Genomic DNA, 15,718 nt, shown 5'->3' on the forward strand with positions numbered 1-15,718 from the left:
TAGATGGGGCAGGGCTTGAGTGGTTTCAATGGTGGGGGTGTGTTTCTGTTTGTGTTCAGGGTTTTGACAGGGGTCACGCTTTGGACTTGGCGGCCTTTGGGCCGACCATGTTCTTGGGGTTTTGGGGGTATATCCGTTGCTGCGGGTGCTGCTGCTGGCGGTTTCGCTTTTACAGCGAGTCACTTTTGCAGACGCCCAAAAGTAACCAAAACGCTGGGCCCCGGCGTTCGGCCCGCTCGCTGGGGCTCGGGGTTCCTTCGCTCCGGAATTGATCCGGGGGCATCGCTTCCGGTTTGCTTCGCTGCACCTCCTTTCGATGTATTCGACTTCGTCGAACGGCGCTACGCGCCCACCCCCGGATCAATCCCGCAACGAAGCCTGCCGAAGGGGCCGGTACGGCAAGATCAAGAGCTGCAGCCGAGCTAACGCTCATCCTGTTGAGTGGGGCGGCTACGCCGCATGGTTTGCACGCGGTCAGAATTGTGGGAGCTGGCTTGCCAGCGATGGCGGCCTGGCAGCCGACCGGTTTCTGGCTAGAGGCATACGATTCAATTGTAGGAGTGAGCCTGCTCGCGATGGCGGTGGGTCTGTCGACAACTGTGTTGAATGTCGGACTGCAATCGCGAGCAGGCTCACTCCTACAGGGGCTCAGCTGTGTGGCGCCGGTTGTGGGATTTCGAGGTTATCCAGCACTCGATTCACCGCCAGTTCCGCGAGCATGATGATTTGCTGGATCGCCAGGATCGTCCGCCGCTGGGGCAGGTCGATGTAGGCGGCGATGTCGCTGCTCATGAGGCTGGCTTGCGCCAGGGATTCGCAGGCGTGGACCAGCAGGCTTTCGCTGTCCTGGTCTGGCGCGACCTGGAACATGGTGCTGGGTTTGTGGAAGCGCAAGGTGAGTGCGTTGGGTTTGAGGTAGTGGTCGAGGGCGCGTTCGGCGGCTTCGTGGAATTTCTTCGAATCGGGGGATTGGTAGGGCGAGGTATCGTTGGTTTCTGGTGGGTTGGGTGTGGGCTTTTTCATAGTGGAACTCCGAATGATAAGTGGGGCTGTCACTCTCAATCACCGCGACGCGACAGAGGGTGGCAGCTGTACGCGGGTTCGCGGACCGAGCCATTCGGCAATCTCGGCATACCCGAAGGTATCCCGCGCACAGCCACCATCAAACCAAACGAAAAGCGCTGGGCGCTCCAGTTTGGGCTGGCGATTATGCATCAAATCGAATGAACTGCTCGGGCCGCGACGCCCGGTCGCTGAATTTGCAGCGACCCCTTGAGCCTATCCACCCCATTTCCGACGCACAACCGACGCGACTTGTCGGAAATATCTCGGCCAATTTCCGTTCTGTAGGACTCCACCCAATCCCCTGTAGGAGCTGCCGAAGGCTGCGATCTTTTGACGTTGATCTGCAAAAAACAAGATCAATAGATCGCAGCCTTCGGCAGCTCCTACAGGGAGTCGGTGGCAACAAAAAAGGCGATGCCCCTCGCGGGACATCGCCTTTTCCTTAACTGCCGTTAACGCTTATTCAGACAGTTTGTACGCAATCACATAGTCACCTTGCTTGGTGCCCAGCGAGCCGTGACCGCCGGCGACGACGAGCACGTATTGCTTGCCGTCCTTGCCGGTGTAGGTCATCGGTGTGGTTTGCGCGCCTGCTGGCAGGCGGCCTTCCCACAGTTGCTTGCCGTTTTTCACGTCGTAGGCGCGCAGGTACTGGTCGAGAGTACCGCTCAGGAACGCGACGCCACCGGCAGTGGTGAACGTGCCGCCCAGGCTAGGTACGCCCATGCTCAGCGGGATCGGAACCGGCGAGCTGTCGCGCACGGTGCCGTTTTTATGCATCCAGATGGTTTTGTTGTTGGTCAGGTCGACCGCGGCAACATAACCCCACGCTGGCGCCTGGCACGGCAGGCCCATTGGCGACAGCAGCGCTTCGAGGATCACACCGTATGGCGCGCCTTTGTTTGGCTGCACGCCTTCGGTTTCACTGACGCGTGGACCTTGTTTGGCGATATCAGCGGCCGGGATCAGTTTCGAGCGGAACGCCATGTAGCTCGGGTTCACAAATGCGATCTGGCGAACCGGATCGACCGAGATGCCGCCCCAGTCGAACACGCCGAAGTTGCCTGGGTAAACGATCGAGCCTTGCAGCGACGGCGGGGTGAACGGGCCGTCATAACGCAGGGATTTGAAGTCGATCCGGCACAGCATCTGGTCGAACGGCGTAACGCCCCACATGTCGCGTTCTTTCAACGGCGGCGGCATGAAGTTCAGGTCGGATTTCGGTTGGGTTGGCGAAGTGTGGTCGCCTTCCACCGCGCCTTGCGGTACCGGGATCTCGTTGATCGGCACAATGGCTTTGCCAGTGTTGCGATCCAGCACGTAGATGCTGCCTTGCTTGGTCGACGCCAGCACCGCAGGCTTCACGCCGTCTGCGGTTTTGATGTCCATCACGGTTGGCTGGCCGCCAACGTCCATGTCCCACAGGTCATGGTGGGTGAACTGGAAGTTCCAGCGCACTTTACCGGTGGCAATGTCCAGCGCGGTCAGGCCGGCTGCGTGCAGTTCCGATTCCGGGGTACGCGCGCCGCCGAACTGGTCCGGGGTCTGGTTGCCCATCGGCAGGTAGAGCATGCCGAGTTTTTCGTCGACCGCGAACATCGACCACATGTTGGGCGAGTTGCGGGTGTAGGTCTTGCCTTCGGCAATCGGCGCAGTGTCGTCCGGGTTGCCGCTGTCCCAGTTCCACACCAGTTTGCCGGTGTGCACGTCGAACGCGCGGATCACGCCGCTCGGCTCGTCGATGGAAACGTTGTCGGTAACGTGGCCGCCAATCACCACCAGGTCTTTGGTGACCGCTGGAGGCGAGGTGGAGTAGTAACCACCCGCATTGAAGCCGCCGATGTTGGCAGACAGGTCAACCTGGCCTTTGTCGCCGAAGTCTTCACACATTTTGCCGGTGTCGGCGTTCAGGGCGATCAGACGGGTGTCGGCGGTCGGCAGGAAGATGCGGCGTGGGCAAGCGCTGGCCGGGGCCGGGCTGGCCGAACCGGTCGGGCTCTGCTCGGACGCATAGACCGCGTCGTCGTGGTAAGTCACGCCACGGCAGGTCATGTGCGCCCAGCCTTTGAAGTTGGCCGCGTTCTGCGTGCTCAGCTTCGGATCGAAACGCCAGATCTCCTTGCCCGAATCCGGATCAAGGGCAATCACCTGGCTGTGCGGCGTGCACACGTAGAGCATGCCGTTGACTTTCAGCGGGGTGTTTTCGGCAGTGGTTTCGCCCGGATCGTTCGGCCCCGGGATGTCGCCAGTGCGGTAGGTCCACGCTGGAACCAGTTTGCTCACGTTGGCCGGAGTGATCTGCGCCAATGGCGAGTAACGGTCACCGTGGGCGCTGCGGCCGTAGGAGTTCCAGTCACCGTCGGGCATGGCCGGGGCGGTGTTGGTCATGCCTTCAACGCTGTCGCGATCCAGTTGGCCTTTGATTTCACCCGGGTTGGTGAATTGACTGGCCAGTGCAGTCAGGCCGGCCAGAACCACGGCCACGCTCAAGGCGCCGGTGCCCATCGGGGCAGGGCCATCGAGCAGCAGCGGACGACGGAACCATGGCAGCAACATGACCAGGCCCAGCGCGAACAGCATCGCCAGACGTGGTACCAACTGCCACCAGTCCAGACCGACTTCCCACAGCGCCCAAACGGTGCTGGCAAACAGCACGATGGCGTACAGGCCCAGCGCGGCGCGGCGGCGCAGCAGCAACAGAATGCCGGTCAGCGCGATGCCAATACCGGCCAGCAGGTAATACAGCGAGCCGCCGAGCATGCTCAGCTTGACCCCTCCGGCCAGCATGGCCAGGCCCATCAGTAGAAGCAGAATGCCGAGCAGGCTCGGTAGCAGACGGCCCCGACTCGAAGCACTTTCGGTGCTCATAGTGTGATTCTCCGTGACGTTTATGTAGTCCCGCGCTGTAGTCACTGTAGATGACGATTTGGCGTGGGCATGGTTCAGATAAAACTTGTGTAGCTAACGAATTTCTCCTGTAGGAGTGAGCCTGCTCGCGAAAGCGGTGTGTCAGGCGACATCTCCAGTGACTGAAACACCGCTATCGCGAGCAGGCTCACTCCTACAATGGATTTGCGTAGTGCTTTAGAACGAAGACTGGATCTTGATCCCGCCGATCAGTGCGTCATCAACCTTGTCTACGCCGCCCGGATGGCGGATGTATTGCAGGTTCGGGCGTACGGTCAGCCAGTTCGTCACATGCACGCCGTAATACAGTTCGGCGCTGTACTCGGTGTCTTGCGGCGGCAGGAACGATGGGTCGTCGTAGTCATAAACGGCGCGGGCCTGGTTGGTCTTCTCGGCGTTTTTGCGATAGGCCGGGTTGACGTGGACGCGGGCCATAGCGAAGCCGATGTCGTCTTTGGCGCGGCTGGCGAGCAGGCCTTTGTAGACGAGGCCGGCCTGCACGTAGTTGTCGATGGCGTTGGTTTTCTTGTCGTGCATCGTGCCGTTGGCGAACACGCTCAGGCCACGCGAGTTGTCGCTGGCCATGCTGGTGATCTGCTGCTGCACGCCGAGCCACACACCGTGTTTGCTGGAGGCGCTGCGGTAGGCTTCGCCGCTGAGGGCGGCGGGTTGGCCGTTGTTGTCTTTATAGACATCGCTGGCCTTGGCGTTGCTGTAGTAATAACCGGCACGGTACTCGCCCGGCAGGCCGTTGAATTTCGGCGTCCACACCAGTTCAACCGGCAGGATCGCGCCTTGGGTGCCGCTGCCGCTCAACTTGAAGCCGTTGCCGCGATCGAGGTTGGACGGGTTCTGCTCGTAAGCGCCGACCTGTGCGTACAACTCGGGGGTCAGGTGATATTTGACGCGCATCGCCCACTGGCTGACCGGCCAGTTGTACCAGATGCCGCCGACCCAGTTGCCGACCTGCGAGCCGCAGAACGCCAGGTTCTGGAAGTCGCACGGGAAGCTGTTGAAGTCTTCGCCTTCGCCGAAACGGCCGACCTTGATGTCGAGTTTCTGATCGAAGAATTTTTGCTGGTACCACATCTGCGTCAGGCGCGTGGTCTGGCCACGGCCCCAGACTTCCTGGGCCGACGTGAAGCCACCGACGCGCGGATCGTTGATGCGGTCGTTGCTGATGTTGTTGCCGCTGCGCTTGGTGATGGTCAGTTGAAACTCGGCGTCGTCCCAGCCGAGGATCTTTTGCAGGTCCAGGTGCGTACCGAGGCCGAACTGGTCGCTGTAGCGCGCCGTGCGATCGTGGTCGTAGCCGCCGTGCAGGTTACTGCCCATTTCGCCGGTGTAATCGAGCTTGAAGTCGTAGCCTTTTTCCGAGAGTTCTGTGCGCTTGCCGTTCCAGTCACCGAGCATGTACGGCGATTCACTGTCGAACGCAGGGGCGGCTTGAGCGCAGGTGGCGAGGCCTAGGGCGGTGCAGCCGCCAATCAGGCGCAGGGTGGAGATAGCGCTATCTCGAAACAACGGAAAATCAGGCATAAAAGGGGTCTTTCTTGGTCTTTTTTTGGGGATAAGCTGGCCGCTACGATTTGACGCAGGCAGTGAAGCGATTCAGCGGAAGGGCGGCAGGATAATGATCTGTAACAAAAAGACAAAGAGCTTTTGTAGACATGCAGCATTTCGTATTCGGTAACAGTGCGGCAAACGGGCGCATTGTCTCCTCGTTCGCAGGCTGCGATCTTCGCGGGTTGGCCTACATTTGAAGTCAGGCCTTCCACCCGGTCAGCCCCTCGGCTAAGGTGCGCGGCTTCTGTATTTTCACTTCGCCCAAAGGCCTGGCATGAACGAACAAACCCCCGATCCGCTGCACGGCGTAACCCTCGAACAGATCCTCACCGCGCTGGTGGCCCACTACGAATGGTCGGGGCTCGCCGAGCGTATCGACATTCGTTGCTTCAAGAGCGATCCGAGCATCAAGTCGAGCCTGACGTTTTTGCGTAAAACCCCGTGGGCGCGGGAGAAAGTCGAACGTCTGTACGTGAAATTGATGCGCACCAAGCGACCGCTCTGAGATGGACCCCGTGTGGCGCCATCGCTTGATCACCCTCGCAGCCACCCTTGGCTGGGCAGGGTTGGGCATTCAGCTGTACCTGATTTTTATCGCGCGTTTGAGTGTCGATGCCAGTCTGCTGGGCGGGCTGGTTAGTTTCTTCAGTTACTTCACGGTGTTGACCAATACCTTGGTGGCGACGGTGCTGACCTGCGCGGTGACCCAGCGCGAATCCGCGGCACGGCGCTGGTTTCTGCAACCTTGGGTCAGTAGCGGAGTCGCGGTGAGCATCGTTGTGGTCGGCCTCGCCTACAGTATTTTGCTGCGGCATTTATGGCACCCCGAGGGTTGGCAATTCATCGCCGACGAATTGCTCCACGACGTGATGCCGCTGTTATTTCTGGGCTATTGGTGGTTTTGCGTACCGAAAGGCACGTTGCGCCTGTGGCATCTGCCGATGTGGCTGATTTATCCGCTGATCTACTTCATTTACGCGTTGCTGCGCGGGCATTTTCTCGGAGCGTATGCGTACCCGTTCATTGATGTGGCGACGTTGGGTTATCCACAGGTGTTCATCAATGCCGGGGGGATATTGGTGGGGTTTGTGGGGATTGGCGTGGCGGTGATTGGCCTGGACCATTGGCGCTCCCGCACGAAGTTAAAGTACCGGTAGGAGCTGCCGCAGGCTGCGATCTTTTGACTCTGGCTTAAAAAGACAAGATCAAAAGATCGCAGCCTGCGGCAGCTCCTACAGGGGGTATCACTCTTCTTCAGAGCCCTCGGCGCGCCAGTAACCGACGGCTTTCACCAGTTTCTCGTCGAGCCCATGCTCATCCAGCAGCACGCGGCGGATCTGCCGCGAGACTTTGGTCTCCGTCGCCACCCACGCATAGAGATTGCCCTTGGGCACCTGCAGTTGCTTGACGGTGGTCAGCAGGTTATCCGTACCGCCATCGCGCAGTACCCAGATGACATTGACCTGCGCGGCGCTTTCCAGCGTTTGCTGCTCGGCACCGTTTGCCACTTCGATCACCACCAGCGCCTTGCGATTGGCCGCCAGGCCTTCGAGGCGGCGTGCGATGGCCGGGAGGGCGGTTTCGTCGCCGATCAGCAGGTAGCTGTCGAAAATGTCCGGCACGATCATCGAGCCGCGCGGCCCGCCGATGTGCAGGAACTGGCCGGGTGTGACCTGTTCGGCCCAGGTCGAGGCAGGCCCGTCGCCGTGCAGGACAAAATCGATGTCCAGCTCAAGTGTGTCGAGGTCGTAGCGGCGCGGGGTGTAGTCGCGCATCTCGGGCATCGGGCCTTCGTTCTTGCCGCCGAGCACCATCGTTTCCAGTGCAGCGGTTTGTTCGGCGTTCTGCGGGAACAGCAGTTTGACGTGATCGTCCGTGCCCAGGCTGATGAACCCGGCCAGTTCCGGCCCGCCGAGGGTGATGCGGCGCATGCGCGGGGTCAGGTCGACCACACGCAGCACTTCGAGGCGGCGGCGTTTGATTTCGTGCATCACGCGGTGAATGGTTTGGCTATCGACTGCAGTCATTCGGCTTTCTCCGGGGCAGGTTGAACGGCGGGGCCGTCGACGATGGCTTTGGCGGTGTTGTTGAGCAGATCACGCACACGCAGGATTTCTTCCGCGCTCCAGCGCCCGTGATGCAACTGCAAGGCGTGGCGCAGGTTGTGCACCGCTTCATGAATTTCCGGCGGCCGGTCATGGCCGCGCAGCGAACGTTTGCTGACGTCGATGCGCATGCGCACACCGTCCAGCGCCACGGCTTGCTCGCTCAGCGAAAGGCGTCCGCTGTCAGTCACGCTGTAGCGTTTCTTGCCGCCCTCGGCGTCGCCGCTGATCAATTCGCTTTCTTCCAGAAAGGTCAGGGTCGGATAGATCACGCCGGGACTCGGGCTATAGGCGCCGTCGAACATGGCTTCGATCTGGCGGATCAGGTCGTAGCCGTGGCACGGCTGTTCGGCGACCAGCGCCAGCAGCAGCAGTTTCAGGTCGCCCGGGGCAAATACTCGCGGGCCGCGACCACCGCGTTCGCGGCCGGGGCGCTTCTCGAAGCCGTCACGGCCATCGCCATGTTCGCGGTGGGGGGAATGATGGTCTCTCATTTCTGTGTTCTCTCGTCGTGTTTAGATACAACTTAAGATATATCTTATGGCGAATGCAAGAGGTTCGGATCAGCGGTCGCTGCGGCGCTTCAACGAAAATGGCGCCGTCGTCGATGCGGGATGAGGTTTGTATTTTTCTAGAGTAATTGTGCTAATTACAACAGTGTGAAATCGAACATCAGTTTCTTTATTGGCGCATAAGCCTGTAGTAACAAGCACTATGGAAGGTTTTAAATCTGTATGTTTTTTTGCTGAAAACTGTATGTAGTATAGTTCTGAGAGTCACTGTTCTCTTAAACGCTTAAAACAGTTTTTTTCCTCTTTTACATGGGTATCAATAACTACGGGTAGTGGTGAAATTTCCTACTTACTTTGTTGTTGAATTACTTGATCATGCCTCCGCGTCGAAAGTTGAGTCGGCAAATGACAAAACTTTCCACGCATCAATCCTTATCAAAAGCAGGTACTGATCATGTTCAAGAAGTTTGCAATTTCCGCCCCGATGGCCATCCTGGCACTGAGTTCTTCCGTGGCGTTTGCCGCAGACCCGATTAGCCAGACGATCAACATCAAGGCCTTCGTGCCTACTTCGCTGTTCAATGCCGCTCCTCAGACGCCAGGCTTCGGTGTCGATGAAACCATGACCCAGTTGGGCAGCGGCGAACTGAGCACTATTACTGAAATCTTCAACATGAAGCATACCGACAACAAGGGTGCGATCAATGCCGTGCTCGACGGCACTGCCGCGTTGTACAACGGCCGTGACAGCATCCCGCTGAGCGTCAAGATCGGTGGCGTGGAAGTCACTAGCGTCACCACCGAAATCGTCAACGAAACTGACTCTGTACCTGGCGTGCAGCGGGAAATGGTCATCAGGGCTGCCGCGCCAACTGCTGGGCAATCGGGCAACTACTCGGGTAGTTTCGCCGTGGTATTCGAGCCTGTGTTGAAGCCGTAAACAACTTTTTGAATAACACAATGCTTATTCAATAGTCTTGGCCCACTGATCATCTATCGATGATCAGTGGACGCCAGCTCATCAAGTAATTCGAGTATTAAAGACCATGTTCCCGATGACGCCCATCGCGGCAGCGCTCGCACTTTTTTTATGTGCCAGTGCCTTGGCCGCGCCCACTAATAACGCTAACACACCGCGCAGTCTGCTTGCTCAGGCCAAAGGGTTGCCGGCGGAATTCGAAGAACACTTCTTCGATGTGCCATTAGCTGTTCGGGTTGAGCGTGATCAACAATTTCTCGGTGAGGCGATGGTCGTATTAAGCAAGGATGATCGCGTCACTCTGCTGGAATTTACCGATACCAGCGACAGCCAGATCCCGGCCAGTGAACGGGAGATATTGGGTGTTTTTCTGAAGCAGGGTGTGAGCCTGGGCGCCTGTCAGGGCAGTTGCCCTGAGCAAGTATTGGCAGTGCATTACAACCTGCAGAATTCGCTGGTGTCGATTGCCACCGAAAATGCCGAGCGCGACATCGACGCCCTGCGCTATTACACGCTCCCGGAACAGGGCAGCACCGGGTTGATCCTGCGTAATCAACTGAACCTCAACGGTGGGCAGGAGCAAGACCTCGGCGGACGTTATGGCCTTGAGGCGAGTAGCAGCCTCGGCAACTGGACGCAACGGGTCAACCTGCAACTGGCGCGCCTGGGCGGACCTGACGACAAGCTTTATCACGCGGTGCACGAGCTGTACGGCCAGCGTGAGTTGCAGGGCAATTTTCTGCGACTGGGTTATTTCACCCCCAGCTCCGAAGGCCTGACGCGGCAGTTGCGTTCATTTGGCGCCAGCCCCGATACGGCGGCGGGCGTGATGTTTGGCAGCTCCGACAGCCTGGCAATCAACAATCCTACGCCCAGCGTTTACCCGATTTACGTGACGGCCAACCGCCAGGCATCGGTAGAAATCTATCGCAACGGTCTGTTGATCAACACCCAAGCGGTCAGTGCCGGCCTGCAAACCCTCGACACCCGGACGCTGCCCGGGGGCATCTACGAAGTTGAAGTGCGGCTGATCGAAGACGGCCAGATCACCTCAACCACGCAGGATCTGGTGTACAAACCCAGCAACTGGCGCAATCACGATGAGCGTTGGCGCTACAGCGTGTTCGCCGGCCAGGAAAGCAAATTGTTGAGTAACTGGGACGAACAGTCTCGTGGGGATATGACGGCCGGTGCAGCGCTGAATTATCTGCTGCACCCGCGGGTGATCGTCGGCCTCTCGGCGCGGCAACTGCAAGGCAAGCAGCAAGTGGCTTCGTCGATTGACTGGACGTTGGCCAATAACACCAGCCTGTACGCCAACGTTTACCAGACCGAAGACCACGGCACCGGGATGGATCTGCAAGGCATCTACAACTATGGCTCGGGCAACCTGTTCGCCACGCATAACCGCAGCTGGCTGGACACCACCAATATTTATGAGACCTTGCCGGACGGTACGCGGGTACGCCAACGCAACGTGTATATCGGCCAGACCGCCAATACGTCGCTGGCGATCAACCATCGACTTAACAGCAAGCAATCGCTCAATGGCCGGGTTTCCCATAGCGAGGGCAATGTCGAGGGCGTGGGTATCGACCTGGGCTGGACGCAACGCAGCCTGCTGCTTGGCAGCGATGCCAGTTGGCGTTTTTCGGTGTTCGATCGCCCCGCCAGTTTCAGCAGCGGGCAGGCACGCAATCGCGGAGTCGATTTGAGTGTCAGCCTGGCCCTCGGCGCAAAGGGCGAACAGTGGTCGGGCAGCATCGGTACGCGCACGGCCCGGGAGGGTGGCCGCGACAACAACGCGTCGCTGACCTACAACAAGACTCTGGAAAACCACGTACTGCAAAACGTCTCGGTGACGGCGCTCGCTGACACCTATGGCGTCGGCGTATCAGGCCTTGGCAGTTTCCGCACCGATGCATTCAATGGCGATGCGTTCATTCAGCGCTCGTCCTACAACGGCAATTACACCGGCGGCCTCAACCTCGACAGCACCGTGGCGGTTGGCGCAGACAAGATCGTCATGACCAGCCAGCACGCCAGCGGCGGTGCCGGGATGATCATCGACGTTGAAAGCGATCTCGACGACATCGCTCTACGCGCCGACGACCTCAGTGGCGGCAGCACAACCCTGCGCCCGGGGCGCAATTACGTGTCACTGACCGCGTATAAAAACAGCTCGGTGAGCTTCGATTTCGAAGGCAACCACGTGCCGTCCGCCAGCATTCAACCGCAGCGCGCCCGCTACCACATGAACAAGGGGGGAGTGGGGTACCGCAAGATCACCGTGAGCAGAACCCTGACCGTGCTCGGGCGTTTGCTCGATCCGCAAGGCAAGCCGCTCAAGGGCCACCACATCATCAACCACGCCAGTCGCGGTGTCAGCGAGGTGGACGGCTTCTTCTCGATGGAAATGAACGCCGGTTCACCGACCCTGGAAGTGCGCTCCGGTGAACAGTTGCTGTGCCAGTTCCGTCTCGACACGGCCAATGCGCGCAGTGAAAACGATGTGCTGATGATCGGGGATCTGCGTTGCACGCCGGATACGTTGGCAGACACCACTCCACGTCAACGAACGGCAGGTTAACCAATGACTGGACAAATATTGAAATTACCCAGCTCGCTGAAGAGTCGCTTCGGCCGATTCACTGCGGCCGTGGTGTTTGCGGCATCACCGCTGTGGGCGCAAGCAGGCAATGTTGAAGTGACGGCTTTGTTTCGGCCGGATCCGACCAATCCCATGGTCAATAAATTCACCAACACCACACCCAGTTCCGGTTACTGCGAACATTTCTGGGCGCATTGTCAGGCCAACAATTTGTTCAGTCTGACCTTGCCATTGGGCGGGTACCCGGTCACTTCGGGCAAACCGGTGCAGGCCAATCATCCCGACCCGCGCCAAGGGGCCTACCTGAAAACCCCCTCGCAATGGCGACGATTGTCTGTCACGAACGAGAGCGGTGATGAGGCCAGTCTGGAAATTCGCATTTCCGGTATCGGTGGCCGCGCCGACCATCATGCCGATGTTGGGGAGTTGACCGGCGGCGGTGGCTATAACCAGTTGTGGAGCACTGGCCGCTGGCACGCGGCCCCCGCTCCCTGTGTGTCCGGTGGCGGATTGAACGGTACCAGCTATTACGTCATTTTCATGTGGATGGTGCCGGAAAATGCAGGCGCGTGTGCCACGACAGCGCTGTTTGACCTGCCCAACTTCAATTACCGCTATATCTTCTTCGGATACGAGCTGCGTACGCCCAATCCACTGAAAATGCCGACCGGTATCTACCGAGGCAGCATCACCTATACGGTCGGGCCGGGTCTGGATTTCGATTTTGGTGACGCCGTCCTCCCCAACGATTCGCTGGCCACCATCGATTTTGTCTTGAGCGTTGAGCACACCCTCAAAGTCGAAATACCCCCCGGCGGTCATCGTATCGAGCTGTTGCCGCAGGGCGGCTGGCAGGCCTGGCTGCAGCGCAATCGCCGCCCAGAACGCCTGTTCCGCGATCAGACATTCAGTATTTCGAGTTCCAGCCGTTTCAAGATGCAGCTCGAATGCCAGTACGGCGACGGGAGCAATACGTGCCTGATCCGCGATCCGGTTTCCGGAGATGCCGTGCCGCTGAACATTGCCGTCACCCTGCCGGCCGGAATGATCGATGCCGGCGGGCAGCCAGTCAATCGACGTCCATTATTGCGCGAAGGTACGGGCACCGAGCTTTTTGAGCCGGCCTATTACGTTGATCGCAAACCGGCAACGCTGCATTTCGAAGTCGGCCGTGAAGCGGTCGAGCAAATGCTTACCGGTGAGGGGAAAACCTACACCGGCGATGTCACCGTGATCTGGGATTCGCAAGTCTGAGCACCCTGTGTGCGTGTTTCGTTCATCGTTCTACATCCAGAGGCTGAAACCATGAATTATCGACTGGCATTGCTGCTCGCAGGCTGGCTACCGCTTATCTCTCACGCTGGACCCGCGATCAACGTCGGCGTGGTCTACGACTATCTCGACGGTGATAAGAGCACTTACCTGAAACGGGTTTTCAACGGTGGCGACGCCACCGCGTTCGTCAAGATCAACATCCTCGAAATTGTGTATGACGCCGACGGCACCGCGCGGGAAATCGCATTGGTCAACCAGACCGAAGCCAATGCCCGTGATGGCTTGATGGCCAGCCCCGCGCGACTGATCGTCCCGGCCAATGGCATGCAGGGCAGTCGTCTGGTGTTCATGGGCGAACGGGAAAAGGAGCGTTATTTCCGCGTGCGATTCGTCCCGGTGGTGCCGGAAAAAGAAGATGAATTTGCAGTGGCCGAAGAGGAGCGCGACGAATACAAAAAAGGCCTGTCGGCAGGCGTCAACGTGCTGGCCGGATACGGCACGGTGTTCTTCGTGCGCCCCAAGGAGACTCGTTTCAACAGCGTGATCAGCAACGACGCGACCCGCTATGAAGTGCGCAACAGTGGCAACAGTACGGTGGTGGTCGACGAGTTCAGAAACTGTTCGGCGAAAGATGAAAGCGACTGCCAGCCGACCACCAAGCATCACGTACTGCCAGGCCGTGCCTTCACGTTCGATAAACAGAGCGGTCGTGAATACAACTTCATGTTGATCGAGGGCAAGTCGAGCAAACCGATCGAGGTCAAGGGTTGATACCCGGACGTAAAAGGTGATGAAGATGTCAAACACCACACGCGCAGCCATTTCACTGGCGCTGCTGTTACCCATGAGCGGCATTGTGAATGCGACCGTCGAGCGTGAAAAGTTCGAGGTCTCGGTGAGTATCCCCACCGCGGAGTTTTATGTAATCCCCTCCGAGCCTGACTGGATTCATCAGGAACAGGCGTTGCCGTTCAATCCGGTATCGGGGACGTTTACCCCGCTGCGAAAGAACTTCGATGTGAAAAACGTCAATGGCGGCATTACGGCGCGCATGAGTACCGAGCCCTATCTGAGTAATGGCAGGGACACGGACAACATCCCGTTGATCGTAACGTTCAACCGCAAACGCCTGAGCCTCGTTGCCGAGCCCGTAATCACTGAACTCGATGGCCAGGCAGGCCAGCGGGTGGGCCTGGAAATAGCCGCGGCTTTACCGGTGGACGCTTATCAGCCAGGCAGTTACTACGGCAGTGTGCACATGATTTTTGAAGCGCTGGCGCCTTGATCATTCATGCGCGAGGACATCGCTGCGCTTACCGGCTTTGCGGTCGCTGGTTGAGTAATTTTCAGCGGTGCGGGTGTCGCTCCGCGCTGATCTCGCCACAAGGATCTTTCAGAATGAACAGCAGTCGATTCAACAATGTTTTAAAGCGTCTGGTTGCGGGCATTGTGCTGTCTGCGTCTCTGAGCCTGACGGCGCAAGCGCTCACGAAAAATATTGACGCGTCGTTTCGACCCGATGCGGCAAACCCGCAAATGAACAAGTTTCGTAACGACACACCGGTAACAGGAGTGTGTGCGGGGCACATGCCGGCTCGATGTGAGGCGATGAATATTTTCTCGATCAGGGACGATATGTTCAAAGCGAATTCCAATGGTCCGTTATTGGCCGACGCCGCTGATCCCAGGCAGGGCGCGATGTTCAAGATGCCGTCCGACTGGCGTCGTTTTCAAGTGACCCACGCAGAGACGGGGGAAGTCGAAACCGTTGAAATGCGAATTGCCGGGGTGGGTGTCAGGTCTGATCTGCCTACTGATATGTCGCATCACAAGGTGTGGGTCGGTGGGCAAGGGTCCTGGTCACACCCCAAACCACCCAATCCTTGCCAGAGTACGGGTTACGTGATCGGAACACCTTGGTACATTCTTTGGCACTGGATCGTTCCGGAACGGGCGGGAGTCTGTGCCGTAGCTGCACAGGTAGAAATTCCTGAATTGACGTATCAACTACTCGAATACTCCTATGAGCTCAGGACCCCCAATCCTCTAACCATGTCCACCGGCAACTACACAGGTTCCGTAACCTACACCATGGGGCCGGGGCAAGATTTCGACTTCGGCGACATCATGATCCCCAATGACACCCTGTACACCTTCAACTTCAATTTGGCGGTGCAACACACCCTTAAAGTTGAAGTCCCGCCAGGCGGGAACCGGGTCGAGTTGCTGCCTCAGGGTGGCTGGCAAGCCTGGCTGAATCAGGGGCGCAGACCGACGCGATTATTCCGCGATCAAACCTTCAACCTGTCTGCTTCTTCGCGCTTCAAGATGAACCTGGAATGCCAATACGTCAGCGGTAACAACTGCGCACTCCTGGAGCCGAATGCCGGTCACGTTGTACCGCTTGAAGTCAGTGTCACGCTGCCGAGCGGCTTGACTGATGCCTCGAACGAGCCGGTGAATCGTCGTCCATTGCGTCGCGATGGTGTCGGTACCGAGCTGTTTCAGCCCGGTATTTACGTGGACCGCAAACCGGGCACGCTGCATTTCGAAGTGCCGCGTGATGACGTTGAGGAGATGATCAACCAAGGGACCGCCCGCCACTACTCAGGCAACGTCACCGTGATCTGGGATTCGCAAGTCTGAGCCTGGCCTGAACAACCGCCAGTTGCAGTGGGCCGACCTGCGGACATGACGA

The 15,718-nt window shown here is 58.6% G+C and carries 13 protein-coding genes; 8 read left to right on the plus strand and 5 right to left on the minus strand.

The window, feature by feature from the left end; translation table 11 throughout:
• Positions 1–648: 648 nt before the first annotated feature.
• The 3 genes from ICA15_RS25880 to ICA15_RS25890 all read right to left on the minus strand — a co-directional run bounded on the left by ICA15_RS25880 (position 649) and on the right by ICA15_RS25890 (position 5,511).
• Positions 649–1,023, minus strand: coding sequence for a DUF6124 family protein (locus ICA15_RS25880; RefSeq protein WP_150616258.1), 375 nt, complete (start codon positions 1,021–1,023; stop codon positions 649–651).
• Between the two features lie 501 nt (positions 1,024–1,524).
• Entirely contained in the window at positions 1,525–3,933 is a 2,409-nt protein-coding gene (locus ICA15_RS25885; protein ID WP_150616257.1) for a glucose/quinate/shikimate family membrane-bound PQQ-dependent dehydrogenase, read from the minus strand.
• A gap of 216 nt (positions 3,934–4,149) precedes the next feature.
• Complete coding sequence (locus ICA15_RS25890; protein WP_210554998.1) at positions 4,150–5,511, minus strand: carbohydrate porin; 1,362 nt, start codon at positions 5,509–5,511, stop codon at positions 4,150–4,152.
• 301 nt (positions 5,512–5,812) lie between these two features.
• On the opposite strand from ICA15_RS25890, the gene ICA15_RS25895 reads away from it, so the two are divergent.
• Both ICA15_RS25895 and ICA15_RS25900 read left to right on the plus strand, forming a co-directional pair.
• Positions 5,813–6,043, plus strand: coding sequence for a VF530 family DNA-binding protein (locus ICA15_RS25895; protein WP_042560787.1), 231 nt, complete (start codon positions 5,813–5,815; stop codon positions 6,041–6,043).
• 1 nt (position 6,044) lies between these two features.
• A complete protein-coding gene (locus tag ICA15_RS25900) occupies positions 6,045–6,695 on the plus strand; it encodes a Pr6Pr family membrane protein (protein WP_210554999.1) in 651 nt (216 codons plus the stop codon).
• Between the two features lie 87 nt (positions 6,696–6,782).
• Here ICA15_RS25900 and ICA15_RS25905 read toward each other — a convergent pair whose 3' ends face one another.
• The gene (locus tag ICA15_RS25905) at positions 6,783–7,565 is read right to left on the minus strand and encodes a siderophore-interacting protein (RefSeq protein WP_210555000.1); all 783 of its coding nucleotides are present in this window, start codon (positions 7,563–7,565) and stop codon (positions 6,783–6,785) included.
• Entirely contained in the window at positions 7,562–8,137 is a 576-nt protein-coding gene (locus tag ICA15_RS25910; RefSeq protein WP_150601770.1) for a PadR family transcriptional regulator, read from the minus strand. Before ICA15_RS25910 ends, ICA15_RS25905 begins: the two co-directional genes overlap by 4 nt.
• Positions 8,138–8,609: 472 nt before the next feature.
• Here ICA15_RS25910 and ICA15_RS25915 point away from each other — a divergent pair, with 472 nt between their 5' ends.
• From ICA15_RS25915 to ICA15_RS25940, 6 genes are all read left to right on the plus strand, one after another.
• On the plus strand, positions 8,610–9,095 hold the full coding sequence (locus tag ICA15_RS25915) for a CS1 type fimbrial major subunit (RefSeq protein WP_210555001.1): 486 nt from the start codon (positions 8,610–8,612) through the stop codon (positions 9,093–9,095).
• A gap of 106 nt (positions 9,096–9,201) precedes the next feature.
• Entirely contained in the window at positions 9,202–11,724 is a 2,523-nt protein-coding gene (locus tag ICA15_RS25920) for a TcfC E-set like domain-containing protein (RefSeq protein WP_210555002.1), read from the plus strand.
• A gap of 3 nt (positions 11,725–11,727) precedes the next feature.
• Entirely contained in the window at positions 11,728–12,999 is a 1,272-nt protein-coding gene (locus ICA15_RS25925; RefSeq protein ID WP_224450920.1) for a hypothetical protein, read from the plus strand.
• A gap of 51 nt (positions 13,000–13,050) precedes the next feature.
• Positions 13,051–13,791 carry a molecular chaperone gene (locus ICA15_RS25930; protein ID WP_210555003.1) on the plus strand — a complete coding sequence of 247 codons (741 nt, stop codon included), beginning with the start codon at positions 13,051–13,053 and terminating at the stop codon, positions 13,789–13,791.
• A 25-nt stretch (positions 13,792–13,816) separates the two neighbouring features.
• A complete protein-coding gene (locus ICA15_RS25935; RefSeq protein ID WP_224450921.1) occupies positions 13,817–14,305 on the plus strand; it encodes a CS1 type fimbrial major subunit in 489 nt (162 codons plus the stop codon).
• Positions 14,306–14,418: 113 nt separating this feature from the next.
• Positions 14,419–15,666: a hypothetical protein gene (locus tag ICA15_RS25940; RefSeq protein ID WP_210555005.1), complete on the plus strand. Its 1,248-nt coding sequence runs from the start codon at positions 14,419–14,421 to the stop codon at positions 15,664–15,666.
• Positions 15,667–15,718 lie beyond the last annotated feature (52 nt).

Origin of the sequence: Pseudomonas sp. P116 (genome assembly GCF_020149425.1) — a bacterium.
Classification (GTDB): Bacteria; Pseudomonadota; Gammaproteobacteria; order Pseudomonadales; family Pseudomonadaceae; genus Aquipseudomonas; species Aquipseudomonas anatoliensis.

What these genes read in the sequence shown, in the direction of transcription:
- ICA15_RS25895 (WP_042560787.1), top strand. Translation starts at nt 5,813, where the DNA reads ATGAACGAACAAACCCCCGATCCGCTGCACGGCGTAACCCTCGAACAG.
- ICA15_RS25930 (WP_210555003.1), top strand. Translation starts at nt 13,051, where the DNA reads ATGAATTATCGACTGGCATTGCTGCTCGCAGGCTGGCTACCGCTTATC.
- ICA15_RS25900 (WP_210554999.1), top strand. Translation starts at nt 6,045, where the DNA reads ATGGACCCCGTGTGGCGCCATCGCTTGATCACCCTCGCAGCCACCCTT.
- ICA15_RS25880 (WP_150616258.1), bottom strand. Translation starts at nt 1,023, where the DNA reads ATGAAAAAGCCCACACCCAACCCACCAGAAACCAACGATACCTCGCCC.
- ICA15_RS25925 (WP_224450920.1), top strand. Translation starts at nt 11,728, where the DNA reads ATGACTGGACAAATATTGAAATTACCCAGCTCGCTGAAGAGTCGCTTC.
- ICA15_RS25890 (WP_210554998.1), bottom strand. Translation starts at nt 5,511, where the DNA reads ATGCCTGATTTTCCGTTGTTTCGAGATAGCGCTATCTCCACCCTGCGC.
- ICA15_RS25905 (WP_210555000.1), bottom strand. Translation starts at nt 7,565, where the DNA reads ATGACTGCAGTCGATAGCCAAACCATTCACCGCGTGATGCACGAAATC.
- ICA15_RS25935 (WP_224450921.1), top strand. Translation starts at nt 13,817, where the DNA reads ATGTCAAACACCACACGCGCAGCCATTTCACTGGCGCTGCTGTTACCC.
- ICA15_RS25885 (WP_150616257.1), bottom strand. Translation starts at nt 3,933, where the DNA reads ATGAGCACCGAAAGTGCTTCGAGTCGGGGCCGTCTGCTACCGAGCCTG.
- ICA15_RS25915 (WP_210555001.1), top strand. Translation starts at nt 8,610, where the DNA reads ATGTTCAAGAAGTTTGCAATTTCCGCCCCGATGGCCATCCTGGCACTG.
- ICA15_RS25940 (WP_210555005.1), top strand. Translation starts at nt 14,419, where the DNA reads ATGAACAGCAGTCGATTCAACAATGTTTTAAAGCGTCTGGTTGCGGGC.
- ICA15_RS25910 (WP_150601770.1), bottom strand. Translation starts at nt 8,137, where the DNA reads ATGAGAGACCATCATTCCCCCCACCGCGAACATGGCGATGGCCGTGAC.
- ICA15_RS25920 (WP_210555002.1), top strand. Translation starts at nt 9,202, where the DNA reads ATGTTCCCGATGACGCCCATCGCGGCAGCGCTCGCACTTTTTTTATGT.